The organism is Streptococcus sp. 1559, assembly GCF_013276735.1.
GTDB lineage: Bacteria > Bacillota > Bacilli > Lactobacillales > Streptococcaceae > Streptococcus > Streptococcus pseudopneumoniae.
The window spans coordinates 94,667-119,488 of the sequence record NZ_VMLO01000003.1; the positions used below are offsets into that span (position 1 = coordinate 94,667).

Genomic DNA, 24,822 nt, shown 5'->3' on the forward strand with positions numbered 1-24,822 from the left:
ATATCTTGTGTATTTTTAAAAATTTTAGGATTTTTAACACAAGATATTGATTTTTCTTTTTAGAGTGGTATAATACTTTTTAGAAAGAACATTTTAGAAAAGAGCATGCATATGATTGCACTAGAAGAAAAAATTACAATTTTGCCAACTCTCTTCGTCGAGAAACGAGATGGGAGACGTGTTGTATTTGATGTGGATAAGATTGACAAGGCTCTCCACAAGGCGGCAGACAAGGTTATGGATGTGACACCCTTGGTTGAAAAACGCCTCAATGCTCTGACTGAGCGAATTGTCACAGAAATTCATAGTCGCTTTCCACAGGGGGTTAAGATTTACGAAATTCAAAATATCGTAGAACATGAACTCCTTGAAGCCAAAGAATATGCGCTGGCTGAGGAGTATATCACTTATCGGACACAGAGGGATTTTGAGCGCTCAAAAGCGACAGATATCAACTTTAGTATTCATAAGCTTCTTAATAAAGATCAGGCAGTTGTCAATGAAAATGCCAATAAAGATAGCGATGTTTTTAACACCCAACGTGATTTGACTGCGGGGATTGTTGGGAAGTCGATTGGACTCCAAATGCTTCCTAAGCACGTAGCCAATGCTCACCAAAAGGGGGATATCCACTATCACGATTTGGACTACAGTCCCTATACACCGATGACCAACTGCTGTTTGATTGATTTCAAGGGGATGTTGGAAAATGGTTTTAAGATTGGAAATGCAGAGGTAGAAAGTCCCAAGTCTATCCAGACTGCAACAGCTCAGATTTCCCAAATCATCGCCAACGTGGCTTCTAGCCAGTACGGTGGTTGTTCAGCTGACCGTATCGATGAAGTCTTGGCGCCTTATGCAGAGAAGAACTACCAAAAACACCTCAAAGATGCAGAAGAATGGGTCTTGCCTGAAAAACGGGAAGATTACGCTTGGAAGAAAACTCAAAAAGACATCTACGATGCTATGCAATCCCTTGAGTATGAAATCAACACCCTCTTCACTTCAAATGGCCAAACACCTTTTACCTCGCTAGGTTTTGGTCTAGGAACTAGCCGTTTTGAGCGTGAAATTCAAAAAGCTATTTTAAACATTCGTATCAAGGGTCTCGGTTCAGAACACCGTACAGCCATCTTTCCTAAGCTCATCTTTACGCTTAAAAGAGGTCTTAACTTGGAAGAAAGAACTCCCAACTACGACATTAAGCAGTTGGCTCTTGAGTGTGCAACCAAGCGGATGTACCCAGACGTCTTGTCTTACGATAAGATTGTCGACTTGACAGGTTCTTTTAAGGTGCCTATGGGTTGCCGTTCGTTTCTTCAAGGGTGGAAGGATGAAAATGGTGTAGAAGTCAATTCAGGTCGGATGAATTTAGGCGTTGTGACGGTCAATCTTCCTCGCATCGCCCTCGAGTCTGAGGGCGACATGAATAAGTTCTGGGAAATCTTCAACGAGCGTATGAATATCGCAGAAGATGCCCTGGTTTACCGTGTCGAACGAACCAAGGAAGCGACACCGGCAAATGCTCCTATTCTTTATCAGTACGGTGCTTTTGGCCATCGTCTAGGTAAAGAAGAAAGTGTTGACCAGCTCTTTAAGAATCGTCGGGCAACCGTTTCGCTGGGCTATATCGGCTTGTATGAAGTAGCGACAGTTTTCTTTGGTAACAGCTGGGAAAGTAATCCAGATGCTAAGGAATTCACGCTAGACATCATTCGCGATATGAAACGCCGTGTAGAAGAGTGGTCTGACCAATATGGCTACCATTTCTCTATCTACTCAACACCGTCTGAAAGTTTGACAGACCGTTTCTGTCGACTAGATACAGACAAGTTTGGTTCTATTCCTGATATTACAGATAAGGAATACTACACCAACTCTTTCCACTACGATGTTCGTAAAAATCCAACACCGTTTGAAAAATTAGACTTTGAGAAAGTCTATCCAGAAGCAGGTGCGTCAGGTGGTTTCATCCATTATTGTGAGTATCCAGTCCTTCAGCAAAATCCTAAGGCTCTGGAAGCTGTCTGGGATTATGCTTATGACCGTGTGGGTTATCTGGGGACTAATACTCCAATAGACCGTTGCTATAAGTGTGACTTTGAAGGGGATTTTGAACCAACTGAGAGGGGCTTTGCTTGTCCTAACTGTGGCAATAGCGACCCTAAAACAGTAGACGTTGTTAAACGGACTTGTGGCTATTTAGGTAATCCTCAAGCGAGACCTATGGTCAATGGGCGTCACAAGGAAATTGCAGCGCGTGTCAAACACATGAATGGTTCAACGATTAAAATAGCTGGTCACCAAGTAACCAATTAGAAAGAAATGAAATGGGAAAATATCAATTAGACGATAAGGGGCGTGCACAAGTGACCCGTTATCACGAGAAACACTCTAAAGGTGGAGCTGGTAAGAAAGAACGCTTGCTCAACCTCAGAGAACAATTTTTAAATAAGAATAAGAAGAAATAAAAGTGAGAGTCAGCTCTCGCTTTTCTCATAGTGGGAGGTAAGGATGGAATTACGCAGACCAAGATTAGCAGATAAAGAAACAGTTTTAGAGATGATGGCAGAGTTTGAAAAGAGCCAATCAGCCCATGATGGCGGATTTTGAGATACAGAGAACTTTGTGTATGAAGAGTGGTTGGAAACAAATATGCAAAAAGAAATGGGAATAAACTTGCCTGAAAATCGTGTTCCTTCTATTCAATTTGTATCATTTGATGATGCAGGTCATACTCTAGGATTTTTGAATCTGCGATTGAGACTGAATGAGGGTTTACTGAATTATGCTGGCCACATTGGCTACTCCATCCGTCCATCAGAAAGAGGCAAAGGTTATGCAAAAGAGACTCTCCGTCAGGGCTTGAAAGTTGCTAAGGAAAAGAATATCAAGAAAGCTCTGGTGACCTGTAGTGTGAATAATTCTGCTAGTAGAGCAGTCATTTTAGCAAATGGTGGGCTCCTTGAGGACGTTCGTAATGGTGTGGAGCGTTATTGGATAGAGGTAGCGAATGAATAATCCAAAACCACAAGAATGGAAAAGCGAGGAACTCAGTCAAGGGCGTATCATTGACTACAAGGCCTTTAACTTTGTGGATGGCGAAGGCGTGCGTAACTCTCTCTATGTATCAGGTTGCATGTTTCATTGCGAGGGATGTTATAATGTTGCCACCTGGTCCTTCAATGCCGGAATTCCCTATACAGCAGAATTAGAAGAACAGATCATGGAAGATCTCGCTCAACCTTATGTTCAAGGCTTGACCTTGCTGGGAGGGGAGCCTTTTCTTAATACTGGGATTCTCTTGCCACTTGCTAAGCGGATTCGGAAGGAATTGCCAGACAAGGACATCTGGTCCTGGGCCGGCTACACTTGGGAAGAAATGATGTTGGAAACTCCAGATAAACTGGAACTCTTGTCACTGATTGACATTCTTGTCGATGGACGATATGATCGAACTAAGAGAAATCATATGCTCCAGTTTCGAGGTTCGTCTAACCAACGAGTTATCGATGTGCAAAAATCGCTCAAAAGTGGGCAAGTAGTGATTTGGGACAAGCTCAATGACGGAAAAGAAAGCTATGAACAGGTGAAGAGAGAATGAAGAAAAAAGACTTAGTAGACCAACTAGTCTCAGAGATCGAGACGGGGAAAGTCAGGACACTGGGAATATACGGTCATGGAGCTTCGGGTAAATCAACCTTTGCTCAAGAATTGTACCAAGCTTTAGATTCTACTACAGTAAATTTGCTAGAAACAGATCCTTATATCACCTCAGAACGCCATCTGGTAGTGCCAAAGGACGCACCAAATCAAAAGGTGACAGCTTGTCTGCCGGTGGCGCATGAACTTTTACCTCTTCCTCCCTACTCATCTGAGTACAATCCTATTGAGAAAACATGGGCTCATATCAAAAAGCACCTCAAAAAGGTATTACCAAGTTGCAATACCTTTTACGAGTCTCTTCTGTCCTGCTCTTGTTTCAATTAACTATATCTATAGAGTAACATAAATCTCAAAAAATGGGGTGCCCCCCTCTGTTTGTTATGCAAAAAATAGAAGATAGGATAGAGAATCGCTTTGATGATTTCAATCATATCTTCTATTCAAATAGTTAGCTCATTAAATTAATGATATTACTGAGTTCAATTCCCTCTCTTTTAATATCTTAAAGCCTCCCAATATCCATGACAATGAGATATTTTAGCTAAAATCAAAGAGTGTTCACAAAATTTGATGTAATAAACTCTTGATTAACATTGTTAAAATTGATTATTCAAAAATTTCCGGAGTTGCCTTTGTTTAACAGTGTTCAACCCCCATATATCCGATACTAACATCATCAATATAACAAGTGCAAAAATATATCCCATATTTGATAATGATGATAACGATGAAAAATAGGAGAAGTACACAGTCTTACTGAGATAAACTAAATTTAATCCTGTAGTTATTAGCACTGCACTAAAGAAAGATAAAAGAAAAATTAATATATTGTCAAAAAATATTATTGAAAAAATATACTTTTTCTTATACCCTAAGCTATATAAAATAGCTAACTCTTTTGATCTATTGATTATATATCCCTTATTTAAAAATGCAACTACTAATCCTATGACCAGAGAAATTACAGTCGAACCAACTATCAATATTCTCACTAAGCTACCATAAATATCACTAAAAGTTCCTGACCTCATATCATATCTGGAAGCTAATCGATACTTAGGAAATAGTTTTTGCAGATTTTTAGAAATAGTCTCTACATCACCAGTTATTTTTATTAACAATCCATCTTTGCTCGTCCCTACAGCATTTACATAATTTTCATAACTATCTACAATGTCTTTACTAGCCTTTGATGTTTCAGGAGTCAACGATAATATTTGTTTGTGATGCTCATATGATTCTTGACTTAAAAAATATTCAAGATTAGATTCTTCAAAATAAGATGAGTAAATTGGATAATTTGATTTCAAACTATTTTGATAATATGTTTGATAAACACCGCTAATTATTACTTTATCATTCTTTTTTTCCTTAGAGTATATATTTGCTGTTTCCAAATCAATTTCTTTTCTAAGAACTTTTTGATAGTCTTCAGTATTTAAATGTTGCAAAATAAAAGTATCTGGTACTAAAACTTCATTACTGTCATCCTTTGGATAGTCACCTGATAACAGGATTATATTCTCAGAATTATAATCTGAAATAAAGTATTTAGGAACATCGAGTTTTTGGAAATTGAATGAAAGTGAAGAAATTTTATTCCAGCCATAGTTAAACTTTCTTATTTTACTAGAAAAATCTTTTTCAGAAAAATTTAAATTTAAACTATTATAAGCATTGTTATAATTAGATTTTACACCATGATTAAATAAAATTACCTTCTCAATTCCATCAATAGATTCAACTTGTTGTTTATCTTTATCCGAAAAACCTATTCTCTTACCATCATAAGGGCTTTGTATATTATTTTCATTATAATCTTTTATTGTATCTGTATTGAGTTGCTGAGTAGATGCCACTATGACTCTTTCACTTATTCCAGAAAAAAAACTCTCAAAACTAAGTAAAGAAGCTGAACGATACGCAGTAAAGCCTAGTATAAAAATAGATATTATTAAAGTCATAGGAACTATTAGAAGTAATTGCCTCTTCATATTTCGAATTGACTTATATTTTACATAATCTATAGTAAAATTAAAGGGAATTTTTCGAGTATTTTCGTTGAAGTTATCAGATAACTTTATATTTTCCTCTGTTCTCCTGACTTCTTTAATTGTTTTATCTTTTATCTCATATACAACATCTGCCAAATTAGCCAACTCTCTATCATGAGTGATATAGAAAATAAGAATCCCTCTATTTCTAAGTTTTTGTAGATATTTAAAAACTAATTGGCTGGTTGAAGTATCTAAGTTTCCTGTAGGTTCATCTAATAGTAAAATCTTTGGTTTTTTTATGGCTGCACGTGCAAGAGCTACCCTCTGCTTTTGCCCTCCGCTTAACTCAAAGCAAAACTTAGATTTCAAATCAAAAATATCTAATTCTTTCATGATACTTCCGATATCTGAATCCGGTGCATTACTTGCTAATTTTAAATTTTCAAAAACAGTAAAGTCTTCCAAAAGTTTATAATCTTGAAAAACTAATCCTATCTTTGATTCTCTTAACTGCGCCCATGTATCCAAACTATATTCTTTTGCGTTTTGCTTGAATAAAGTATACTCTCCTTCATACTCCTGATCTAAACCAAATAAAATATTAAACAATGTTGATTTACCTGTTCCGCTTTCACCTATTAAAGAATAAATTTTATTTGAGTCTTCTATATTGAGTGTAACTGAATTCAAAACTATTTTTTCTTTATATTTTTTGTCAAGATTTGAAATTTTCAACATACCTTTTACTCTCCAATGACATCTAAAAATAATATGAGAACCTGCTGTAGAATCACGGTACTAGTTAATTTTAAAATAGTTCAAATTTATGTCAGTATGATTTTATTATTTTTAATTGACTAAGCACCATGGATATATAATATATTTTCCCAAAAATAAAAGTTGAGTTNNAACTCAACTTTTATTTTTGCTATTTTGAAGGGTTAGACATTAGCCAAAAGTACTAATATTCAGACACATAAAGTTTTTATGAATTAAACCAAGGTGTATGCCAATATCTATTGTTTATAATAACTTGCCCCTGTCTATCTAAAGCAGGTTGCCCCCAGTAACTATTAGAAGCTGATTGATTAGGCCCTATTGTGTGATTACTATAGCCAATCCAAGAACCATCTGCTCGGATTACTCTAAAAGTAAAGTGACCTACCTCATTAAAAGAATTAGAGGTCCCTACTCCTGAAACACCGTTTACGTCAAATTGGAAATTAGAAAACCATGAACCTTGTGCGGCGAATGCAGCAGTCCCAGAAATAAGAGATAGTGAAGCAAGAGACAGAAATATTAATGATTTAAATTTTCTTAACATATTTTTTCCTTTCTTATTAAGTAATGCGCTTTTTAATTTAAACGAAGCAACAATTTTCTATCAGTATACTTCAAAACATTGATGTGATTATACTTACTATCATTAAATTTAACGATAATATCATTGCCACTAACGACATATATGTTGTTGATGGCTTGGTTTATATTGCCAACCAAGATATTTGATAAATCTGCATCTACTGTATTTTTTTTAAAAATTGCCTTCGTTTTCATAAAATATAAATAGACATCATTACTTATTTGTATTGCTTGATAATTTGAGAGTTGTTCAAAATTATCTAAATCTGCTTTAACAGATATAGAATAATCTTTATCGGTTTTTATTACCGTTACTTGTAAAGACTCTAGTGGAATAATTTCTCTTGTACTGTCTTGATATACTTTCCAGCCCCAATACCCCAAAAATAGCAAAATAATCCCAATAATCGCTAATAAAAATTTTTTTCTAATCATAGCTTACTCACATTCCAATCTTATTGAAGAAAATCTAGTTTATAGTTCCATTTACAACATCTTAACTAATTTCATTCATTGGCGAGAGCTTGCTAAACTCCCACAAATTCTACCAATATTTTTGAGAACTAAAATTAGTCCTCTCAATGAAGGTATAATAATTTTTTCTTAAAACATCTCCCCCTCCGTTTTTGTTTTGGTTTGTCCTATTTTTTAAATTATATTTACATCTCTTATTATACTCTATTATTTTTAATTTGACAACGCTTTCGCTGTTTTATTTCTTGATTTTTTGTAAAACTTTTCATCAAAAGCGATTTCATCCCAAAAAAAAGAAAAAAACCTAACAAATCCCTTGCAATCGCAGGGGCTTTGTGTTATTCTATTATGGTGCTGTAAATTACAGCTTTAGCTTTGATGCAAGAGGTTGCGACACGCTCGGTTGCATTGCCACGCAACGCCGCGTCGGTTTTCTTGTGGAGCTAGCCTATTATCTTAAATAGACGAAAAGGAGAAAAAAATGGCAAACAAAAAAATCCGTATCCGTTTGAAAGCTTACGAACACCGTACGCTTGACACAGCGGCTGCAAAAATCGTAGAATCAGCTACTCGTACAGGTGCACAAGTTGCGGGTCCAATCCCACTTCCAACTGAACGTAGCCTCTACACAATTATTCGTGCGACTCACAAATACAAAGACTCTCGCGAACAATTTGAAATGCGTACACACAAACGTTTGATCGATATCGTTAACCCAACTCAAAAAACAGTTGATGCTTTGATGAAATTGGATCTTCCAAGTGGTGTAAACGTAGAAATTAAACTTTAATCTAAAATATAAAAGAGCAGAGGCTGGTGTTTCAATCTAATTGAACACGGGCTAAACTCGGTGTGAAAAAGATAAACTTCCTAGTGTCTGCTAGACACTGCGTCAGTTTCCTATTTTCACTTTGAGTTTGACGCCCTTTGTATCTTAGACCTGAGCATAAAAAACGCTCGTTAAAAACTTTTTGAATAAAAAATATAGAAAAGGAACTATTTTCTCATGACAAAAGGAATCTTAGGGAAAAAAGTGGGAATGACTCAAATCTTCACTGAAGCTGGCGAATTGATCCCTGTAACAGTTATTGAAGCAACTCCAAACGTTGTTCTTCAAGTTAAAACTGTTGAAACAGACGGATACAACGCTATCCAAGTTGGTTTCGATGACAAACGCGAAGTATTGAGCAACAAACCTGCTAAAGGACATGTAGCGAAAGCTAACACGGCTCCTAAGCGCTTCATTCGTGAATTCAAAAACGTTGAAGGCTTGGAAGTTGGTGCTGAAATCACAGTTGAAACATTCGCAGCTGGAGACGTTGTTGACGTAACTGGTACTTCTAAAGGTAAAGGTTTCCAAGGTGTTATCAAACGCCACGGACAATCACGTGGACCAATGGCTCACGGTTCTCGTTACCACCGTCGTCCAGGTTCTATGGGGCCTGTTGCACCTAACCGCGTATTCAAAGGTAAAAACCTTGCAGGACGTATGGGTGGTGACCGCGTAACAATTCAAAACCTTGAAGTTGTACAAGTTGTTCCAGAAAAGAACGTTATCCTTATCAAAGGTAACGTACCAGGTGCTAAGAAATCTCTTATCACTATCAAGTCAGCAGTTAAAGCTGGTAAATAATAAGGAAAGGGGAATACAGTCAAAATGGCAAATGTAACATTATTATTCGACCAAACTGGTAAACAAGCTGGCGAAGTTGTTCTTAACGATGCAATCTTTGGTATCGAACCAAACCAATCTGTTGTGTTTGATGTGATCATCAGCCAACGTGCTAGCCTTCGTCAAGGAACTCACGCAGTTAAAAACCGCTCAGCTGTTTCAGGTGGCGGACGCAAACCATGGCGTCAAAAAGGAACTGGACGTGCTCGTCAAGGTTCTATCCGCTCTCCACAATGGCGTGGTGGTGGAATCGTCTTCGGACCAACTCCACGTAGCTATGCGTACAAACTTCCTCAAAAAGTTCGTCGCCTTGCGCTTAAATCTGTTTACTCAGAAAAAGTTGCTGAAAATAAATTTGTAGCCGTTGATTCTCTTGAATTTACAGCTCCAAAAACTGCTGAATTTGCAAAAGTTCTTGCAGCTTTGAGCATCGATTCTAAAGTCCTTGTTATTCTTGAAGAAGGAAACGAATTCGCAGCTCTTTCAGCTCGTAACCTTCCAAACGTGAAAGTTGCGACTGCTACAACTGCAAGTGTTCTTGACATCGCAAATAGTGACAAACTTCTTGTTACTCAAGCAGCTATCTCTAAAATCGAGGAGGTTCTTGCATAATGAATTTGTATGATGTTATCAAAAAACCTGTCATCACTGAAAGCTCAATGGCTCAACTTGAAGCAGGAAAATATGTATTTGAAGTTGACACTCGTGCACACAAACTTTTGATCAAGCAAGCTGTTGAAGCTGCTTTCGAAGGTGTTAAAGTTGCTAATGTTAACACAATCAACGTAAAACCAAAAGCTAAACGTGTTGGACGTTACACTGGTTTTACTAACAAAACTAAAAAAGCTATCATCACACTTACAGCTGATTCAAAAGCAATCGAGTTGTTTGCTGCTGAAGCTGAATAATCTAAGGAGGAAATATCGTGGGAATTCGTGTTTATAAACCAACAACAAACGGTCGCCGTAATATGACTTCTTTGGATTTCGCTGAAATCACAACAAGCACTCCTGAAAAATCATTGCTTGTTGCATTGAAGAGCAAGGCTGGTCGTAACAACAACGGTCGTATCACTGTTCGTCACCAAGGTGGTGGACACAAACGTTTCTACCGTTTGGTTGACTTCAAACGTAACAAAGACAACGTTGAAGCGGTTGTTAAAACAATCGAGTACGATCCAAACCGTTCTGCAAACATCGCTCTTGTACACTACACTGACGGTGTGAAAGCATACATCATCGCTCCAAAAGGTCTTGAAGTAGGTCAACGTATCGTTTCAGGTCCAGAAGCAGATATCAAAGTCGGAAACGCTCTTCCACTTGCTAACATCCCAGTTGGTACTTTGATCCACAACATCGAATTGAAACCAGGTCGTGGTGGTGAATTGGTACGTGCTGCTGGAGCATCTGCTCAAGTATTGGGTCAAGAAGGTAAATACGTTCTTGTTCGTCTTCAATCAGGTGAAGTTCGTATGATTCTTGGAACTTGCCGTGCTACAGTTGGTGTTGTCGGAAACGAACAACACGGACTTGTAAACCTTGGTAAAGCGGGACGTAGCCGTTGGAAAGGTATCCGCCCAACAGTTCGTGGTTCTGTAATGAACCCTAACGATCACCCACACGGTGGTGGTGAAGGTAAAGCACCAGTTGGTCGTAAAGCACCATCTACTCCATGGGGCAAACCTGCTCTTGGTCTTAAAACTCGTAATAAGAAAGCGAAATCTGACAAACTTATCGTTCGTCGTCGCAACGAGAAATAATATTAAACTAGTCGCTTAAGCAACTAGTAAATCCGCCAGCTCGGTAGCGCTCCATGTGAGCGCAAGCCGCTGTGGTACAACATTTAAAGGAGAAAATATAAAAATGGGACGCAGTCTTAAAAAAGGACCTTTCGTCGATGAGCATTTGATGAAAAAAGTTGAAGCTCAAGCTAACGACGAAAAGAAAAAAGTTATTAAAACTTGGTCACGTCGTTCAACGATCTTCCCAAGTTTCATTGGTTACACTATTGCAGTTTATGACGGACGTAAACACGTACCTGTTTACATCCAAGAAGACATGGTAGGTCACAAACTTGGTGAATTTGCACCAACTCGTACTTACAAAGGTCACGCTGCAGACGACAAGAAAACACGTAGAAAATAAGGAGAACATAAATGGCAGAAATTACTTCAGCTAAAGCAATGGCTCGTACAGTACGTGTTTCACCTCGTAAATCACGTCTTGTTCTTGATAACATCCGTGGTAAAAGCGTAGCCGATGCAATCGCAATCTTGACATTCACTCCAAACAAAGCTGCTGAAATCATCTTGAAAGTTTTGAACTCAGCTGTAGCTAACGCTGAAAACAACTTTGGTTTGGATAAAGCTAATTTGGTAGTATCTGAAGCATTCGCAAACGAAGGACCAACTATGAAACGTTTCCGTCCACGTGCGAAAGGTTCAGCTTCACCAATCAACAAACGTACAGCTCACATCACTGTAGCTGTTGCAGAAAAATAAGGAGGTAAAATCGTGGGTCAAAAAGTACATCCAATTGGTATGCGTGTCGGCATCATCCGTGATTGGGATGCCAAATGGTATGCTGAAAAAGAATACGCGGATTACCTTCATGAAGATCTTGCAATCCGTAAATTCGTTCAAAAAGAACTTGCTGACGCAGCAGTTTCAACTATTGAAATCGAACGCGCAGTAAACAAAGTTAACGTTTCACTTCACACTGCTAAACCAGGTATGGTTATCGGTAAAGGTGGTGCTAACGTTGATGCACTCCGTGCAAAACTTAACAAATTGACTGGAAAACAAGTACACATCAACATCATCGAAATCAAACAACCTGATTTGGATGCTCACCTTGTAGGTGAAGGAATTGCTCGTCAATTGGAGCAACGTGTTGCTTTCCGTCGTGCACAAAAACAAGCAATCCAACGTGCAATGCGTGCTGGAGCTAAAGGAATCAAAACTCAAGTATCAGGTCGTTTGAACGGTGCAGATATCGCCCGTGCTGAAGGATACTCTGAAGGAACTGTTCCGCTTCACACACTTCGTGCAGATATCGATTACGCTTGGGAAGAAGCAGATACTACATACGGTAAACTTGGTGTTAAAGTATGGATCTACCGTGGTGAAGTTCTTCCAGCTCGTAAAAACACTAAAGGAGGTAAATAACCAATGTTAGTACCTAAACGTGTTAAACACCGTCGTGAGTTCCGTGGAAAAATGCGCGGTGAAGCAAAAGGTGGAAAAGAAGTAGCATTCGGTGAATACGGTCTTCAAGCTACAACTAGCCACTGGATCACTAACCGCCAAATCGAAGCTGCTCGTATCGCCATGACTCGTTACATGAAACGTGGTGGTAAAGTTTGGATTAAAATCTTCCCACACAAATCATACACTGCTAAAGCTATCGGTGTGCGTATGGGATCTGGTAAAGGGGCACCTGAAGGTTGGGTAGCACCAGTTAAACGTGGTAAAGTGATGTTCGAAATCGCTGGTGTATCTGAAGAGATTGCACGTGAAGCGCTTCGACTTGCTAGCCACAAATTGCCAGTTAAATGTAAATTCGTAAAACGTGAAGCAGAATAAGGAGAAGGCATGAAACTTAATGAAGTAAAAGAATTTGTTAAAGAACTTCGTGGTCTTTCTCAAGAAGAACTCGCGAAGCGCGAAAACGAATTGAAAAAAGAATTGTTTGAACTTCGTTTCCAAGCTGCTACTGGTCAATTGGAACAAACAGCTCGCTTGAAAGAAGTTAAAAAACAAATCGCTCGTATCAAAACAGTTCAATCTGAAGCGAAATAATAGACTAGGGAAGGAGAAATTTCAATGGAACGCAATAATCGTAAAGTTCTTGTTGGACGTGTTGTATCTGACAAAATGGACAAGACAATCACAGTTGTAGTTGAAACAAAACGTAACCACCCAGTCTATGGTAAACGTATTAACTACTCTAAAAAATATAAAGCTCATGATGAAAACAATGTTGCCAAAGAAGGCGATATCGTACGTATCATGGAAACTCGCCCGCTTTCAGCTACAAAACGTTTCCGTCTTGTAGAAGTTGTTGAAGAAGCGGTCATCATCTAATCAAACCTGAAAGGAGAAAACTGAAATGATTCAAACAGAAACTCGTTTGAAAGTCGCAGACAACAGCGGTGCTCGCGAAATCTTGACTATCAAAGTTCTTGGTGGTTCAGGACGTAAATTTGCAAACATCGGTGATGTTATCGTGGCATCTGTAAAACAAGCTACTCCTGGTGGTGCGGTTAAAAAAGGTGACGTTGTTAAAGCAGTTATCGTTCGTACTAAATCAGGTGCTCGTCGTGCTGATGGTTCATACATCAAATTTGACGAAAACGCAGCAGTTATCATCCGTGAAGACAAAACTCCTCGCGGAACACGTATCTTTGGCCCAGTTGCACGTGAATTGCGTGAAGGTGGCTTCATGAAGATCGTGTCACTTGCTCCAGAAGTACTTTAATTGGTTGCTCAAAGAAAATTAAAACAAGTCTAGGAAGTAAAACGAAAGCATAACTTAAGTTAGGTGAGTTGAAACTGACGAAGGATTGCTTTGATTTTCGAAGAGCAAAAACAAACAAACTAGTCCCCTAGCTTCAAGCTAGGGTGCCCTTATGGGCGTAAGAAAAATCAAGGAGAAACCTAATGTTTGTAAAAAAAGGCGACAAAGTTCGCGTAATCGCTGGTAAAGATAAGGGAACAGAAGCTGTTGTCCTTACTGCCCTTCCAAAAGTAAACAAAGTTATCGTTGAAGGTGTTAACATCGTTAAGAAACACCAACGTCCAACTAACGAGCTTCCTCAAGGTGGTATCATCGAGAAAGAAGCAGCTATCCATGTATCAAACGTTCAAGTTTTGGACAAAAATGGTGTAGCTGGTCGTGTTGGTTACAAATTTGTAGACGGTAAAAAAGTTCGCTACAACAAAAAATCAGGCGAAGTGCTTGATTAATCACGAAGGAAAGGAGAAGTATAATGGCAAATCGTTTAAAAGAAAAATATCTTAATGAAGTAGTTCCTGCTTTGACAGAACAATTCAACTACTCATCAGTGATGGCTGTGCCTAAAGTAGATAAGATCGTTTTGAACATGGGTGTTGGTGAAGCTGTATCAAACGCTAAAAGCCTTGAAAAAGCTGCTGAAGAATTGGCACTTATCTCAGGTCAAAAACCACTTATCACTAAAGCTAAAAAATCAATCGCCGGCTTCCGTCTTCGTGAAGGTGTTGCGATCGGTGCAAAAGTTACCCTTCGTGGTGAACGGATGTACGAATTCTTGGATAAATTGGTTTCAGTTTCACTTCCACGTGTACGTGACTTCCACGGTGTTCCAACAAAATCATTTGATGGACGCGGAAACTATACACTTGGTGTGAAAGAACAATTGATTTTCCCAGAAATCAACTTCGATGACGTTGACAAAACTCGTGGTCTTGACATTGTTATCGTAACAACTGCTAACACTGACGAAGAGTCACGTGCATTGCTTACAGGCCTTGGAATGCCTTTTGCAAAATAATATAGGAGGTAAATCTAATGGCTAAAAAATCAATGGTAGCTAGAGAGGCTAAACGCCAAAAAATTGTTGACCGTTATGCTGAAAAACGTGCTGCATTAAAGGCAGCAGGGGACTATGAAGGTTTATCTAAATTACCTCGCAACGCCTCACCGACTCGTTTACATAATCGTTGTAGAGTTACGGGGCGCCCACATTCAGTTTACCGCAAATTTGGTCTGAGTCGTATCGCTTTTCGCGAACTTGCGCATAAAGGTCAAATTCCTGGTGTAACAAAAGCATCTTGGTAATTTAAGATATCAAGGGCGTCAAAACTCTAAGTGAAAATAGGAAACTTGACGAAGAAACTGAGGTTTCTAGGAAAGTTTATCTTTTTCACACAGAGTTTAGCCCGGGTTCAGTTGGGCTAGCCAATTTGAACACGAGCTACGGCTTTGGCAAAAAAAGACCAATTTTCTTTGGAGCATCGCTCCTGCATCAAATTGCCTATTTTTGCTCTTGCTGTTACGCTCTTTGTATCATGTATTAACTAGCAAGTGCAACTTGCAAACTACTAGTAAGAGGAGAAAAACAAAATGGTTATGACTGACCCAATCGCAGACTTCCTAACTCGTATTCGTAACGCTAACCAAGCTAAACACGAAGTACTTGAAGTACCTGCATCAAACATCAAAAAAGGGATTGCTGAAATCCTTAAACGCGAAGGTTTTGTAAAAAACGTTGAAATCATCGAAGATGACAAACAAGGCATCATCCGTGTATTTCTTAAATACGGACCAAACGGTGAAAAAGTTATCACTAACTTGAAACGTATTTCTAAACCAGGACTTCGTGTCTACAAAAAACGTGAAGACCTTCCAAAAGTTCTTAACGGACTTGGAATTGCTATCCTTTCAACTTCTGAAGGTTTGCTTACTGATAAAGAAGCACGCCAAAAGAATGTTGGTGGTGAGGTTATCGCTTACGTTTGGTAATATTTAGCTCCCAATTTCTTTGTGACTCTTCGTTATCGTCTCTTGCCTAACCCAAAGTTATGCCTGCGAGACGATGCCTAGATTCACTTTGAAATTGAAACCTAAATGTTCCTTTAAATCGAGAAATCGATTTAGCCCCGTGAAAACTGGCCGTTCTGGCCTGACAATTTAACAGGAGAAAATAAACATGTCACGTATTGGTAATAAAGTTATCGTGTTGCCTGCTGGTGTTGAAATCACTAACAATGACAACCTTGTAACTGTAAAAGGACCTAAAGGAGAACTTACTCGTGAGTTCTCAAAAGATATTGAAATCCGTGTGGAAGGTACTGAAGTAACTCTTCACCGTCCAAACGATTCAAAAGAAATGAAAACTATCCACGGAACTACTCGTGCCCTTTTGAACAACATGGTTGTTGGTGTATCAGAAGGATTCAAGAAAGAACTTGAAATGCGCGGGGTTGGTTACCGTGCACAACTTCAAGGATCTAAACTTGTTTTGGCTGTTGGTAAATCTCATCCAGACGAAGTTGAAGCTCCAGAAGGAATTACTTTTGAACTTCCAAACCCAACAACAATCGTTGTTAGCGGAATTTCAAAAGAAGTAGTTGGTCAAACAGCTGCTTACGTACGTAGCCTTCGTTCACCAGAACCATATAAAGGTAAAGGTATCCGTTACGTTGGTGAATTCGTTCGCCGTAAAGAAGGTAAAACAGGTAAATAATGTTGAGTGGTTGATTCTCAACCACCAACCTATTTTCCAACTTTGTGCATAGCACACGATTTAAAACTAAAGAGGTGAAAACTGTGATTTCAAAACCAGATAAAAACAAACTCCGCCAAAAACGCCACCGTCGCGTTCGCGGAAAACTCTCTGGAACTGCTGATCGCCCACGTTTGAACGTATTCCGTTCTAATACAGGCATCTACGCTCAAGTGATTGATGACGTAGCGGGTGTAACGCTCGCAAGTGCTTCAACTCTTGATAAAGAAGTTTCAAAAGGAACTAAAACTGAACAAGCTGTTGCTGTCGGTAAACTCGTTGCAGAACGTGCAAACGCTAAAGGTATTTCAGAAGTGGTGTTCGACCGCGGTGGATATCTATATCACGGACGTGTGAAAGCTTTGGCTGATGCAGCTCGTGAAAACGGATTGAAATTCTAATAGGAGGACACTAGAAAATGGCATTTAAAGACAATGCAGTTGAATTAGAAGAACGCGTAGTTGCTGTCAATCGTGTTACAAAAGTTGTTAAAGGTGGACGTCGTCTTCGTTTCGCAGCTCTTGTTGTTGTTGGTGACCACAACGGTCGCGTAGGATTTGGTACTGGTAAAGCTCAAGAAGTTCCAGAAGCAATCCGTAAAGCAGTAGATGATGCTAAGAAAAACTTGATCGAAGTTCCTATGGTTGGAACAACAATCCCACACGAAGTTCTTTCAGAATTCGGTGGAGCTAAAGTATTGTTGAAACCTGCTGTAGAAGGTTCTGGAGTTGCCGCTGGTGGTGCAGTTCGTGCCGTTGTGGAATTGGCAGGTGTGGCAGATATTACATCTAAATCACTTGGTTCTAACACTCCAATCAACATTGTTCGTGCAACTGTTGAAGGTTTGAAACAATTGAAACGCGCTGAAGAAGTTGCTGCCCTTCGTGGTATTTCAGTTTCTGATTTGGCATAAGAAAGGGGATAAAATGGCTCAAATTAAAATTACTTTGACTAAGTCTCCAATCGGACGCATTCCATCACAACGTAAAACTGTTGTAGCACTTGGACTTGGCAAATTGAACAGCTCTGTTATTAAAGAAGATAACGCTGCTATCCGTGGTATGATCACTGCAGTATCTCACTTGGTAACAGTTGAAGAAGTAAACTAATGAATTTTTAGGGGATGTGCACTATACCATCCCCTAAAACTAGATATAGTCATCTATGATGACGTCGTATAGGCGAGTTGATGGGGGAGACAACCTTTTCTCCCTTATCGGCGCTAGCATTTTACAAAAGAGGAGAAAATAAAAATGAAACTTCATGAATTGAAACCTGCAGAAGGTTCTCGTAAAGTACGTAACCGCGTTGGTCGTGGTACTTCATCAGGTAACGGTAAAACATCTGGTCGTGGTCAAAAAGGTCAAAAAGCTCGTAGCGGTGGCGGAGTTCGCCTTGGTTTTGAAGGTGGACAAACTCCATTGTTCCGTCGTCTTCCAAAACGTGGATTCACTAACATCAACGCTAAAGAATACGCAATTGTGAACCTTGACCAATTGAACGTCTTTGAAGATGGTGCTGAAGTAACTCCAGTTGTTCTTATCGAAGCAGGAATTGTTAAAGCTGAAAAGTCAGGTATTAAAATTCTTGGTAACGGTGAGTTGATTAAGAAATTGACTGTGAAAGCAGCTAAATTCTCTAAATCAGCTGAAGAAGCTATCACTGCTAAAGGTGGTTCAGTAGAAGTCATCTAAGAGAGGTGACCTATGTTTTTTAAATTATTAAGAGAAGCTCTTAAAGTCAAGCAGGTTCGATCAAAAATTTTATTTACAATTTTTATCGTTTTGGTCTTTCGTATCGGAACTAGCATTACAGTTCCTGGTGTGAATGCCAATAGCTTGAATGCTTTAAGTGGATTATCCTTCTTAAACATGTTGAGCTTGGTGTCGGGGAATGCCCTAAAAAACTTTTCGATTTTTGCCCTAGGAGTTAGTCCCTATATTACTGCTTCTATCGTTGTCCAACTCTTACAAATGGATATTTTACCGAAATTTGTAGAGTGGGGAAAACAAGGGGAAGTAGGTCGAAGAAAATTGAACCAAGCTACTCGTTATATTGCCCTTGGTCTAGCCTTTGTGCAATCTATCGGGATTACAGCTGGTTTTAATACCTTGGCTGGAGCTCAATTGATTAAAACTGCTTTAACTCCCCAAGTTTTTCTGACGATTGGTATCATCTTAACAGCTGGTAGTATGATTGTCACTTGGTTGGGAGAGCAAATTACAGATAAGGGATACGGAAATGGTGTTTCTATGATTATCTTTGCCGGGATTGTTGCCTCAATTCCAGAGATGATTCAGGGCATCTATGTGGACTACTTTGTGAACGTCCCAAGTAGCCGTATCACTTCATCTATCATTTTCGTAATCATTTTGATTATTACTGTATTGTTGATCATTTACTTTACAACTTATGTTCAACAAGCAGAATACAAAATTCCAATCCAATATACTAAGGTTGCACAAGGTGCTCCATCTAGCTCTTACCTTCCATTGAAGGTAAACCCTGCTGGAGTTATCCCTGTTATCTTTGCCAGTTCCATTACTGCAGCGCCTGCGGCGATTCTTCAGTTTTTGAGCGCTACAGGTCATGATTGGGCTTGGGTAAGGGTAGCACAAGAGATGTTGGCAACCACTTCTCCAACTGGTATTGCCATGTATGCTTTATTGATTATTCTCTTTACATTCTTCTATACGTTTGTACAGATTAATCCTGAGAAAGCGGCAGAGAACCTACAAAAGAGTGGTGCCTATATCCATGGAGTTCGTCCTGGTAAAGGTACAGAAGAATATATGTCTAAACTTCTTCGTCGTCTTGCAACGGTTGGTTCCCTCTTCCTTGGTGTGATTTCCATTTTGCCGATTGCAGCTAAAGATGTATTTGGTCTTTCTGATGTTGTTGCCTTTGGGGGAACAAGTCTCTTGATCATTATCTCTACAGGTATCGAAGGAATCAAGCAATTGGAAGGTTACCTATTGAAACGTAAGTATGTTGGTTTCATGGATAGAACAGAATAAAAGTATTTACTGATACTCTTCGAAAATCTCTTCAAACCACGTCAGCTTTATCNNGATTTTCATTGAGTATGAAGCAGTAAATGCTGAGGGAGTGGAGGTTTAACTCTAACATTAGTGAGAGTTTGGTCTCCCCTCTTCTATTTTGTTTTTAAATAGGGGTGAAAAGACTTTTTGCTTCTATTTAAAAATAAAATAAGGAGATCAGATCATGAATCTTTTGATTATGGGCTTACCTGGTGCAGGTAAGGGAACTCAAGCAGCAAAAATCGTAGAACAATTCCATGTTGCACATATCTCAACAGGTGATATGTTCCGCGCTGCAATAGCAAATCAAACTGAAATGGGTGTTCTTGCTAAGTCATACATTGACAAGGGTGAATTGGTTCCTGATGAAGTTACAAATGGAATCGTAAAAGAACGTCTTTCACAAGATGATATTAAAGAAACAGGATTCTTATTGGATGGTTACCCACGTACAATCGAACAAGCTCATGCCTTGGACAAAACATTGGCTGAACTTGGCATTGAACTAGAAGGTGTCATCAACATTGAAGTAAATCCAGATAGCCTCTTAGAACGTTTGAGTGGTCGTATCATCCACCGCGTAACTGGGGAAACTTTCCACAAGGTCTTTAACCCACCAGTTGACTATAAAGAAGAAGATTACTACCAACGTGAAGATGATAAGCCTGAGACAGTCAAACGTCGTTTGGATGTGAATATTGCACAAGGAGAACCAATCATTGCTCACTACCGTGCCAAAGGTTTGGTTCATGACATCGAAGGTAATCAAGATATTAACGATGTCTTCTCAGATATCGAAAAAGTATTGACAAATTTGAAATAAAGCGTTTTTCACACTTGCAAAAATCCGCTACAAATGTTATACTGAGATAGTCTGACTTATAATTGTTGTCTCTGTGTCTAGAGGCATCGAATCGAAATTTATGGAGGTGCTTTTGCGTGGCAAAAGACGATGTGATTGAAGTTGAAGGCAAAGTAGTTGATACAATGCCGAATGCAATGTTTACGGTTGAACTTGAAAATGGACATCAGATTTTAGCAACAGTTTCTGGTAAAATTCGTAAAAACTATATTCGTATTTTAGCGGGAGATCGTGTTACTGTCGAAATGAGTCCATATGACTTGACACGTGGACGTATCACTTACCGCTTTAAATAATCGAAAAACTTGGAGGGATAAGAAATGAAAGTAAGACCATCGGTCAAACCAATTTGCGAATACTGTAAAGTTATTCGTCGTAATGGTCGTGTTATGGTAATTTGCCCAGCAAATCCAAAACACAAACAACGTCAAGGATAAGATAGAAAGGAGAAAACATGGCTCGTATTGCTGGAGTTGACATTCCAAATGACAAACGTGTAGTAATCTCATTGACTTATGTTTATGGTATCGGACTTGCAACATCTAAGAAAATTTTGGCTGCTGCTGGAATCTCAGAAGATGTTCGTGTACGTGATCTTACATCAGATCAAGAAGATGCTATCCGTCGTGAAGTGGATGCAATCAAAGTTGAAGGTGACCTTCGTCGTGAAGTAAACTTGAACATCAAACGTTTGATGGAAATCGGTTCATACCGTGGTATCCGTCACCGTCGTGGACTTCCTGTCCGTGGACAAAACACTAAAAACAACGCTCGCACTCGTAAAGGTAAAGCTGTTGCGATTGCTGGTAAGAAAAAATAATATAGGAGGTAAAAGTCTTGGCTAAACCAACACGTAAACGTCGTGTGAAAAAGAATATCGAATCTGGTATTGCTCATATTCACGCTACATTTAATAACACTATTGTTATGATTACTGATGTGCATGGTAATGCAATTGCTTGGTCATCAGCTGGTGCTCTTGGTTTCAAAGGTTCTCGTAAATCTACACCATTCGCTGCCCAAATGGCTTCTGAAGCTGCTGCTAAATCTGCACAAGAACACGGTCTTAAATCAGTTGAAGTTACTGTAAAAGGTCCAGGTTCTGGTCGTGAGTCAGCTATTCGTGCGCTTGCTGCCGCTGGTCTTGAAGTAACAGCAATTCGTGATGTGACTCCAGTGCCACACAATGGTGCTCGTCCTCCAAAACGTCGCCGTGTATAATCATCGCATTACACTGCTTTTCGTTTAAGAGGGAGTAACTAAATGATCGAGTTTGAAAAACCAAATATAACAAAAATTGATGAAAATAAAGATTATGGCAAGTTTGTAATCGAACCACTTGAACGTGGCTACGGTACAACTCTTGGTAACTCTCTTCGTCGTGTACTTCTAGCTTCTCTACCAGGAGCAGCTGTGACATCTATCAATATTGATGGTGTGTTACATGAGTTTGACACAGTTCCAGGTGTTCGTGAAGACGTGATGCAAATCATTCTGAACATTAAAGGAATTGCAGTGAAATCGTACGTTGAAGACGAAAAAATCATCGAACTAGATGTTGAAGGTCCTGCTGAAGTAACAGCTGGTGACATTTTGACAGATAGCGATATTGAAATTGTAAATCCAGATCATTATCTCTTTACAATCGGTGAAGGTTCTTCCCTAAAAGCGACTATGACTGTTAACAGTGGTCGTGGATATGTACCTGCTGATGAAAATAAAAAGGATAATGCACCAGTTGGAACACTTGCTGTAGATTCTATTTATACACCAGTTACAAAAGTCAACTATCAAGTGGAACCTGCTCGTGTAGGTAGCAATGATGGATTTGACAAACTAACCCTTGAAATCTTGACAAATGGAACAATTATTCCAGAAGATGCTTTAGGGCTTTCAGCACGTATTTTGACAGAACATCTTGATTTGTTTACAAATCTTACTGAGATTGCTAAGTCAACTGAAGTGATGAAAGAAGCTGATACTGAATCTGACGATCGTATTTTGGATCGTACGATTGAGGAACTGGACTTGTCTGTGCGTTCATACAACTGTTTGAAACGTGCCGGTATCAATACTGTGCATGATTTGACAGAAAAATCTGAAGCAGAGATGATGAAAGTACGAAATCTTGGACGCAAGAGTTTGGAAGAAGTGAAACTCAAACTCATTGATTTGGGTCTTGGATTAAAAGATAAATAAAGGAGGAATACATGGCTTACCGTAAACTAGGACGCACTAGCTCACAACGTAAAGCAATGCTTCGCGATTTGACAACTGACCTTTTGATCAACGAATCAATCGTGACAACTGAAGCTCGTGCTAAAGAAATCCGTAAAACTGTTGAAAAAATGATTACTCTAGGTAAACGTGGTGATTTGCATGCACGTCGTCAAGCAGCTGCTTTCGTACGTAATGAAATCGCATCTGAAAACTATGATGAAGCAACTGATAAGTACACTTCTACTACAGCACTTCAAAAATTGTTCTCAGAAATCGCACCTCGTTATGCTGAACGTAACGGTGGATACACTCGTATCCTTAAAACTGAACCACGTCGTGGTGATGCAGCGCCAATGGCGATCATCGAATTAGTATAAAATCATCAATTTTGTTGAGTGTTATGATGATGGAGTCTTGTGCTCTTAGTCTAGCTCTGGTCTACCGCTAGGATTTCGGTCCTAGCGGGAACACTCATCATAAGTTGGGATAGTAGACGCTTGTTTACGAAATTGTTTTTTGCTTAAGAACAACTTCGTAAGCAGGCGTTTTTGAGTATTTTCGTTAGAATTATGCTATACTATTTGAAAAGAATCCTGTTTAATGTTCAGGTTTCTTATTTTAAGAAGAATTGGAGTTTGCTTATGAAAGCGATTATAACTGTTGTCGGTAAAGATAAATCTGGAATTGTTGCAGGTGTTTCTGGTAAAATTGCAGAATTGGGTTTGAATATTGATGATATCTCTCAAACTGTTTTGGATGAATATTTCACGATGATGGCTGTTGTATCTAGTGATGAAAAGCAGGATTTTACTTATCTGCGAAATGAGTTTGAAACTTTTGGGCAAATTTTGAATGTGAAAATCAATATTCAGAGTGCAGCGATTTTCGAAGCTATGTATAATATCTAGGAGGTGCATATGGATATTAGACAAGTTACTGAAACTATCTCCATGATTGAGGAGCAAAACTTCGATATCAGAACCATTACCATGGGGATTTCCCTTTTGGACTGTATCGATCCAGATATCAATCGTGCTGCAGAGAAAATTTATCGAAAGATTACGAGCAAGGCCGCTAATTTAGTGGCTGTTGGTGATGAAATTGCGGCTGAGTTGGGAATCCCTATCGTTAATAAGCGTGTATCGGTGACTCCTATTTCTCTGATTGGAGCAGCGACAGATGCGACGGACTACGTGGTTCTGGCAAAAGCGCTTGATAAGGCTGCGAAAGAGATTGGAGTGGACTTTATTGGTGGTTTCTCTGCCTTGGTACAAAAAGGTTATCAAAAGGGAGATGAGATTCTCATCAATTCTATTCCTCGTGCTTTGGCTGAAACGGACAAGGTATGCTCGTCAGTCAATATCGGCTCAACCAAGTCTGGTATCAATATGACGGCTGTCGCAGATATGGGACGTGTTATCAAGGAAACGGCAACTCTATCTGATATGGGGGCAGCTAAGTTGGTTGTATTCGCTAATGCTGTTGAGGACAATCCATTTATGGCGGGTGCCTTCCATGGTGTTGGGGAGGCAGATGTTATCATCAATGTCGGAGTTTCTGGTCCTGGTGTGGTGAAACGTGCCCTGGAAAAAGTTCGTGGAGAGAGCTTTGATGTAGTAGCAGAAACGGTCAAGAAGACTGCCTTTAAAATCACTCGGATCGGTCAATTGGTTGGTCAAATGGCCAGTGAGAGACTGGGTGTGGAGTTTGGTATTGTGGACTTGAGTTTGGCGCCAACTCCTGCGGTTGGAGATTCTGTTGCACGTGTCCTTGAAGAAATGGGGCTAGAAACAGTTGGTACGCATGGAACGACGGCTGCCTTGGCTCTCTTGAATGACCAAGTTAAAAAGGGTGGAGTGATGGCCTGCAACCAAGTCGGTGGTTTGTCTGGTGCCTTTATTCCTGTTTCCGAGGATGAGGGAATGATTGCTGCAGTGCAAAATGGCTCTCTTAATTTGGAAAAACTAGAAGCTATGACGGCTATCTGTTCTGTTGGTTTGGATATGATTGCCATCCCAGAAGATACACCTGTTGAAACCATTGCGGCTATGATTGCGGATGAGGCTGCAATTGGTGTCATTAACATGAAAACAACAGCTGTTCGTATCATTCCAAAAGGAAAAGAAGGCGATATGATTGAGTTTGGTGGCCTATTAGGAACTGCACCTGTTATGAAAGTCAATGGAGCTTCGTCTGTTGATTTCATCTCTCGTGGAGGACAAATCCCAGCACCAATTCATAGTTTTAAAAATTAAGAAAATA

The 24,822-nt window shown here is 39.3% G+C and carries 37 protein-coding genes and 3 pseudogenes; 37 read left to right on the forward strand and 3 right to left on the reverse strand.

Annotation, left to right across the window (positions count from 1 at the left end; translation table 11 throughout):
* Positions 1 to 111: 111 nt before the first annotated feature.
* From nrdD to HT688_RS00780, 6 genes and pseudogenes are all read left to right on the forward strand, one after another.
* Positions 112 to 2,319 (forward strand): anaerobic ribonucleoside-triphosphate reductase, encoded by a 2,208-nt coding sequence (gene nrdD / locus HT688_RS00755; RefSeq protein WP_050207602.1) that lies wholly within the window; start codon positions 112 to 114, stop codon positions 2,317 to 2,319.
* An 11-nt stretch (positions 2,320 to 2,330) separates the two neighbouring features.
* Positions 2,331 to 2,471 (forward strand): hypothetical protein, encoded by a 141-nt coding sequence (locus tag HT688_RS00760; RefSeq protein ID WP_000521618.1) that lies wholly within the window; start codon positions 2,331 to 2,333, stop codon positions 2,469 to 2,471.
* A gap of 43 nt (positions 2,472 to 2,514) precedes the next feature.
* Positions 2,515 to 3,021 (forward strand): annotated as a pseudogene (locus HT688_RS00765) (GNAT family N-acetyltransferase).
* Positions 3,014 to 3,604 (forward strand): anaerobic ribonucleoside-triphosphate reductase activating protein, encoded by a 591-nt coding sequence (gene nrdG / locus HT688_RS00770; protein WP_050222807.1) that lies wholly within the window; start codon positions 3,014 to 3,016, stop codon positions 3,602 to 3,604. The pseudogene HT688_RS00765 and the gene nrdG overlap by 8 nt, the downstream one beginning before the upstream one ends.
* Positions 3,601 to 3,852, forward strand: a pseudogene (locus HT688_RS00775) (phosphoribulokinase); the annotation flags it as partial. The gene nrdG and the pseudogene HT688_RS00775, both read left to right, overlap by 4 nt.
* Positions 3,844 to 3,990, forward strand: a pseudogene (locus tag HT688_RS00780) (transposase); the annotation flags it as partial. The pseudogenes HT688_RS00775 and HT688_RS00780, both read left to right, overlap by 9 nt.
* A 272-nt stretch (positions 3,991 to 4,262) precedes the next feature.
* On the opposite strand, the gene HT688_RS00785 reads toward HT688_RS00780, so the two are convergent.
* The 3 genes from HT688_RS00785 to HT688_RS00795 form a co-directional block, all read right to left on the reverse strand.
* A complete protein-coding gene (locus HT688_RS00785; RefSeq protein WP_023939680.1) occupies positions 4,263 to 6,401 on the reverse strand; it encodes an ATP-binding cassette domain-containing protein in 2,139 nt (712 codons plus the stop codon).
* 247 nt (positions 6,402 to 6,648) lie between these two features.
* The gene (locus tag HT688_RS00790) at positions 6,649 to 6,987 is read right to left on the reverse strand and encodes a hypothetical protein (RefSeq protein WP_050222808.1); all 339 of its coding nucleotides are present in this window, start codon (positions 6,985 to 6,987) and stop codon (positions 6,649 to 6,651) included.
* Positions 6,988 to 7,019: 32 nt separating this feature from the next.
* Positions 7,020 to 7,460, reverse strand: coding sequence for a hypothetical protein (locus tag HT688_RS00795; RefSeq protein WP_050222809.1), 441 nt, complete (start codon positions 7,458 to 7,460; stop codon positions 7,020 to 7,022).
* Positions 7,461 to 7,980: 520 nt separating this feature from the next.
* Here HT688_RS00795 and rpsJ point away from each other — a divergent pair.
* The 31 genes from rpsJ (at position 7,981) to HT688_RS00950 (ending at position 24,815) form a co-directional block, all read left to right on the forward strand.
* Positions 7,981 to 8,289, forward strand: a complete 309-nt coding sequence (gene rpsJ, locus HT688_RS00800) for a 30S ribosomal protein S10 (protein ID WP_001284513.1) — start codon at positions 7,981 to 7,983, stop codon at positions 8,287 to 8,289.
* A 216-nt stretch (positions 8,290 to 8,505) separates the two neighbouring features.
* Positions 8,506 to 9,132 (forward strand): 50S ribosomal protein L3, encoded by a 627-nt coding sequence (gene rplC / locus HT688_RS00805; protein ID WP_000160197.1) that lies wholly within the window; start codon positions 8,506 to 8,508, stop codon positions 9,130 to 9,132.
* 24 nt (positions 9,133 to 9,156) lie between these two features.
* Positions 9,157 to 9,783, forward strand: coding sequence for a 50S ribosomal protein L4 (rplD, locus tag HT688_RS00810; protein WP_172923456.1), 627 nt, complete (start codon positions 9,157 to 9,159; stop codon positions 9,781 to 9,783).
* The gene (locus HT688_RS00815; RefSeq protein ID WP_001055347.1) at positions 9,783 to 10,079 is read left to right on the forward strand and encodes a 50S ribosomal protein L23; all 297 of its coding nucleotides are present in this window, start codon (positions 9,783 to 9,785) and stop codon (positions 10,077 to 10,079) included. The genes rplD and HT688_RS00815 overlap by 1 nt, the downstream gene beginning before the upstream one ends.
* A 17-nt stretch (positions 10,080 to 10,096) precedes the next feature.
* The gene (gene rplB, locus HT688_RS00820; RefSeq protein WP_000512910.1) at positions 10,097 to 10,930 is read left to right on the forward strand and encodes a 50S ribosomal protein L2; all 834 of its coding nucleotides are present in this window, start codon (positions 10,097 to 10,099) and stop codon (positions 10,928 to 10,930) included.
* Between the two features lie 103 nt (positions 10,931 to 11,033).
* A complete protein-coding gene (rpsS, locus tag HT688_RS00825) occupies positions 11,034 to 11,315 on the forward strand; it encodes a 30S ribosomal protein S19 (protein WP_000533766.1) in 282 nt (93 codons plus the stop codon).
* Positions 11,316 to 11,326: 11 nt separating this feature from the next.
* Positions 11,327 to 11,671: a 50S ribosomal protein L22 gene (gene rplV, locus HT688_RS00830; RefSeq protein WP_000818137.1), complete on the forward strand. Its 345-nt coding sequence runs from the start codon at positions 11,327 to 11,329 to the stop codon at positions 11,669 to 11,671.
* Positions 11,672 to 11,683: 12 nt separating this feature from the next.
* Positions 11,684 to 12,337 (forward strand): 30S ribosomal protein S3, encoded by a 654-nt coding sequence (gene rpsC / locus HT688_RS00835; protein WP_000529936.1) that lies wholly within the window; start codon positions 11,684 to 11,686, stop codon positions 12,335 to 12,337.
* Between the two features lie 3 nt (positions 12,338 to 12,340).
* Positions 12,341 to 12,754 (forward strand): 50S ribosomal protein L16, encoded by a 414-nt coding sequence (gene rplP, locus HT688_RS00840; RefSeq protein WP_000960946.1) that lies wholly within the window; start codon positions 12,341 to 12,343, stop codon positions 12,752 to 12,754.
* A 9-nt stretch (positions 12,755 to 12,763) separates the two neighbouring features.
* On the forward strand, positions 12,764 to 12,970 hold the full coding sequence (gene rpmC, locus HT688_RS00845) for a 50S ribosomal protein L29 (RefSeq protein WP_000772918.1): 207 nt from the start codon (positions 12,764 to 12,766) through the stop codon (positions 12,968 to 12,970).
* Positions 12,971 to 12,994: 24 nt separating this feature from the next.
* Entirely contained in the window at positions 12,995 to 13,255 is a 261-nt protein-coding gene (gene rpsQ, locus HT688_RS00850) for a 30S ribosomal protein S17 (RefSeq protein WP_000440801.1), read from the forward strand.
* Positions 13,256 to 13,280: 25 nt separating this feature from the next.
* Positions 13,281 to 13,649: a 50S ribosomal protein L14 gene (gene rplN / locus HT688_RS00855; RefSeq protein ID WP_000616545.1), complete on the forward strand. Its 369-nt coding sequence runs from the start codon at positions 13,281 to 13,283 to the stop codon at positions 13,647 to 13,649.
* Positions 13,650 to 13,831: 182 nt separating this feature from the next.
* Positions 13,832 to 14,137 (forward strand): 50S ribosomal protein L24, encoded by a 306-nt coding sequence (gene rplX / locus HT688_RS00860; protein WP_000497691.1) that lies wholly within the window; start codon positions 13,832 to 13,834, stop codon positions 14,135 to 14,137.
* A 23-nt stretch (positions 14,138 to 14,160) separates the two neighbouring features.
* Positions 14,161 to 14,703 carry a 50S ribosomal protein L5 gene (gene rplE, locus HT688_RS00865; protein ID WP_000013542.1) on the forward strand — a complete coding sequence of 181 codons (543 nt, stop codon included), beginning with the start codon at positions 14,161 to 14,163 and terminating at the stop codon, positions 14,701 to 14,703.
* Positions 14,704 to 14,720: 17 nt separating this feature from the next.
* Positions 14,721 to 14,990 carry a 30S ribosomal protein S14 gene (gene rpsN, locus HT688_RS00870; RefSeq protein WP_001085703.1) on the forward strand — a complete coding sequence of 90 codons (270 nt, stop codon included), beginning with the start codon at positions 14,721 to 14,723 and terminating at the stop codon, positions 14,988 to 14,990.
* 285 nt (positions 14,991 to 15,275) lie between these two features.
* The gene (gene rpsH / locus HT688_RS00875; protein ID WP_000245503.1) at positions 15,276 to 15,674 is read left to right on the forward strand and encodes a 30S ribosomal protein S8; all 399 of its coding nucleotides are present in this window, start codon (positions 15,276 to 15,278) and stop codon (positions 15,672 to 15,674) included.
* Positions 15,675 to 15,861: 187 nt separating this feature from the next.
* Positions 15,862 to 16,398, forward strand: a complete 537-nt coding sequence (gene rplF / locus HT688_RS00880; RefSeq protein ID WP_000086622.1) for a 50S ribosomal protein L6 — start codon at positions 15,862 to 15,864, stop codon at positions 16,396 to 16,398.
* An 83-nt stretch (positions 16,399 to 16,481) separates the two neighbouring features.
* Complete coding sequence (gene rplR / locus HT688_RS00885) at positions 16,482 to 16,838, forward strand: 50S ribosomal protein L18 (RefSeq protein ID WP_000624044.1); 357 nt, start codon at positions 16,482 to 16,484, stop codon at positions 16,836 to 16,838.
* A 17-nt stretch (positions 16,839 to 16,855) separates the two neighbouring features.
* Entirely contained in the window at positions 16,856 to 17,350 is a 495-nt protein-coding gene (gene rpsE / locus HT688_RS00890; protein ID WP_000874202.1) for a 30S ribosomal protein S5, read from the forward strand.
* Positions 17,351 to 17,363: 13 nt separating this feature from the next.
* Positions 17,364 to 17,546 (forward strand): 50S ribosomal protein L30, encoded by a 183-nt coding sequence (rpmD, locus tag HT688_RS00895; RefSeq protein ID WP_000057241.1) that lies wholly within the window; start codon positions 17,364 to 17,366, stop codon positions 17,544 to 17,546.
* 144 nt (positions 17,547 to 17,690) lie between these two features.
* Positions 17,691 to 18,131, forward strand: coding sequence for a 50S ribosomal protein L15 (gene rplO, locus HT688_RS00900; protein ID WP_000766086.1), 441 nt, complete (start codon positions 17,691 to 17,693; stop codon positions 18,129 to 18,131).
* 12 nt (positions 18,132 to 18,143) lie between these two features.
* The gene (gene secY / locus HT688_RS00905; protein WP_000465393.1) at positions 18,144 to 19,454 is read left to right on the forward strand and encodes a preprotein translocase subunit SecY; all 1,311 of its coding nucleotides are present in this window, start codon (positions 18,144 to 18,146) and stop codon (positions 19,452 to 19,454) included.
* Positions 19,455 to 19,662: 208 nt separating this feature from the next.
* The gene (locus HT688_RS00910) at positions 19,663 to 20,301 is read left to right on the forward strand and encodes an adenylate kinase (protein WP_023932501.1); all 639 of its coding nucleotides are present in this window, start codon (positions 19,663 to 19,665) and stop codon (positions 20,299 to 20,301) included.
* Between the two features lie 116 nt (positions 20,302 to 20,417).
* A complete protein-coding gene (gene infA, locus HT688_RS00915) occupies positions 20,418 to 20,636 on the forward strand; it encodes a translation initiation factor IF-1 (RefSeq protein WP_001029883.1) in 219 nt (72 codons plus the stop codon).
* Positions 20,637 to 20,660: 24 nt separating this feature from the next.
* A complete protein-coding gene (gene rpmJ, locus HT688_RS00920; protein ID WP_001808836.1) occupies positions 20,661 to 20,777 on the forward strand; it encodes a 50S ribosomal protein L36 in 117 nt (38 codons plus the stop codon).
* 17 nt (positions 20,778 to 20,794) lie between these two features.
* Entirely contained in the window at positions 20,795 to 21,160 is a 366-nt protein-coding gene (gene rpsM / locus HT688_RS00925) for a 30S ribosomal protein S13 (protein ID WP_000090781.1), read from the forward strand.
* 17 nt (positions 21,161 to 21,177) lie between these two features.
* Positions 21,178 to 21,561, forward strand: coding sequence for a 30S ribosomal protein S11 (gene rpsK, locus HT688_RS00930; protein WP_001118385.1), 384 nt, complete (start codon positions 21,178 to 21,180; stop codon positions 21,559 to 21,561).
* Positions 21,562 to 21,603: 42 nt separating this feature from the next.
* Entirely contained in the window at positions 21,604 to 22,539 is a 936-nt protein-coding gene (locus HT688_RS00935; RefSeq protein ID WP_000568988.1) for a DNA-directed RNA polymerase subunit alpha, read from the forward strand.
* Positions 22,540 to 22,550: 11 nt separating this feature from the next.
* Positions 22,551 to 22,937: a 50S ribosomal protein L17 gene (gene rplQ, locus HT688_RS00940; RefSeq protein WP_000331493.1), complete on the forward strand. Its 387-nt coding sequence runs from the start codon at positions 22,551 to 22,553 to the stop codon at positions 22,935 to 22,937.
* Between the two features lie 264 nt (positions 22,938 to 23,201).
* On the forward strand, positions 23,202 to 23,468 hold the full coding sequence (locus tag HT688_RS00945) for an ACT domain-containing protein (RefSeq protein ID WP_050207599.1): 267 nt from the start codon (positions 23,202 to 23,204) through the stop codon (positions 23,466 to 23,468).
* Positions 23,469 to 23,477: 9 nt separating this feature from the next.
* Positions 23,478 to 24,815 carry a PFL family protein gene (locus tag HT688_RS00950; RefSeq protein WP_050207598.1) on the forward strand — a complete coding sequence of 446 codons (1,338 nt, stop codon included), beginning with the start codon at positions 23,478 to 23,480 and terminating at the stop codon, positions 24,813 to 24,815.
* Positions 24,816 to 24,822: the final 7 nt, after the last annotated feature.

Coding starts and splice junctions, on each gene's coding strand:
- nrdD (WP_050207602.1), top strand. CDS start 112: ATGATTGCACTAGAAGAAAAAATTACAATTTTGCCAACTCTCTTCGTC.
- HT688_RS00760 (WP_000521618.1), top strand. CDS start 2,331: ATGGGAAAATATCAATTAGACGATAAGGGGCGTGCACAAGTGACCCGT.
- nrdG (WP_050222807.1), top strand. CDS start 3,014: ATGAATAATCCAAAACCACAAGAATGGAAAAGCGAGGAACTCAGTCAA.
- HT688_RS00785 (WP_023939680.1), bottom strand. CDS start 6,401: ATGTTGAAAATTTCAAATCTTGACAAAAAATATAAAGAAAAAATAGTT.
- HT688_RS00790 (WP_050222808.1), bottom strand. CDS start 6,987: ATGTTAAGAAAATTTAAATCATTAATATTTCTGTCTCTTGCTTCACTA.
- HT688_RS00795 (WP_050222809.1), bottom strand. CDS start 7,460: ATGATTAGAAAAAAATTTTTATTAGCGATTATTGGGATTATTTTGCTA.
- rpsJ (WP_001284513.1), top strand. CDS start 7,981: ATGGCAAACAAAAAAATCCGTATCCGTTTGAAAGCTTACGAACACCGT.
- rplC (WP_000160197.1), top strand. CDS start 8,506: ATGACAAAAGGAATCTTAGGGAAAAAAGTGGGAATGACTCAAATCTTC.
- rplD (WP_172923456.1), top strand. CDS start 9,157: ATGGCAAATGTAACATTATTATTCGACCAAACTGGTAAACAAGCTGGC.
- HT688_RS00815 (WP_001055347.1), top strand. CDS start 9,783: ATGAATTTGTATGATGTTATCAAAAAACCTGTCATCACTGAAAGCTCA.
- rpsS (WP_000533766.1), top strand. CDS start 11,034: ATGGGACGCAGTCTTAAAAAAGGACCTTTCGTCGATGAGCATTTGATG.
- rplV (WP_000818137.1), top strand. CDS start 11,327: ATGGCAGAAATTACTTCAGCTAAAGCAATGGCTCGTACAGTACGTGTT.
- rplP (WP_000960946.1), top strand. CDS start 12,341: ATGTTAGTACCTAAACGTGTTAAACACCGTCGTGAGTTCCGTGGAAAA.
- rpmC (WP_000772918.1), top strand. CDS start 12,764: ATGAAACTTAATGAAGTAAAAGAATTTGTTAAAGAACTTCGTGGTCTT.
- rpsQ (WP_000440801.1), top strand. CDS start 12,995: ATGGAACGCAATAATCGTAAAGTTCTTGTTGGACGTGTTGTATCTGAC.
- rplN (WP_000616545.1), top strand. CDS start 13,281: ATGATTCAAACAGAAACTCGTTTGAAAGTCGCAGACAACAGCGGTGCT.
- rplX (WP_000497691.1), top strand. CDS start 13,832: ATGTTTGTAAAAAAAGGCGACAAAGTTCGCGTAATCGCTGGTAAAGAT.
- rplE (WP_000013542.1), top strand. CDS start 14,161: ATGGCAAATCGTTTAAAAGAAAAATATCTTAATGAAGTAGTTCCTGCT.
- rpsN (WP_001085703.1), top strand. CDS start 14,721: ATGGCTAAAAAATCAATGGTAGCTAGAGAGGCTAAACGCCAAAAAATT.
- rpsH (WP_000245503.1), top strand. CDS start 15,276: ATGGTTATGACTGACCCAATCGCAGACTTCCTAACTCGTATTCGTAAC.
- rplF (WP_000086622.1), top strand. CDS start 15,862: ATGTCACGTATTGGTAATAAAGTTATCGTGTTGCCTGCTGGTGTTGAA.
- rpsE (WP_000874202.1), top strand. CDS start 16,856: ATGGCATTTAAAGACAATGCAGTTGAATTAGAAGAACGCGTAGTTGCT.
- rpmD (WP_000057241.1), top strand. CDS start 17,364: ATGGCTCAAATTAAAATTACTTTGACTAAGTCTCCAATCGGACGCATT.
- rplO (WP_000766086.1), top strand. CDS start 17,691: ATGAAACTTCATGAATTGAAACCTGCAGAAGGTTCTCGTAAAGTACGT.
- secY (WP_000465393.1), top strand. CDS start 18,144: ATGTTTTTTAAATTATTAAGAGAAGCTCTTAAAGTCAAGCAGGTTCGA.
- HT688_RS00910 (WP_023932501.1), top strand. CDS start 19,663: ATGAATCTTTTGATTATGGGCTTACCTGGTGCAGGTAAGGGAACTCAA.
- rpmJ (WP_001808836.1), top strand. CDS start 20,661: ATGAAAGTAAGACCATCGGTCAAACCAATTTGCGAATACTGTAAAGTT.
- rpsM (WP_000090781.1), top strand. CDS start 20,795: ATGGCTCGTATTGCTGGAGTTGACATTCCAAATGACAAACGTGTAGTA.
- HT688_RS00935 (WP_000568988.1), top strand. CDS start 21,604: ATGATCGAGTTTGAAAAACCAAATATAACAAAAATTGATGAAAATAAA.
- rplQ (WP_000331493.1), top strand. CDS start 22,551: ATGGCTTACCGTAAACTAGGACGCACTAGCTCACAACGTAAAGCAATG.
- HT688_RS00945 (WP_050207599.1), top strand. CDS start 23,202: ATGAAAGCGATTATAACTGTTGTCGGTAAAGATAAATCTGGAATTGTT.
- HT688_RS00950 (WP_050207598.1), top strand. CDS start 23,478: ATGGATATTAGACAAGTTACTGAAACTATCTCCATGATTGAGGAGCAA.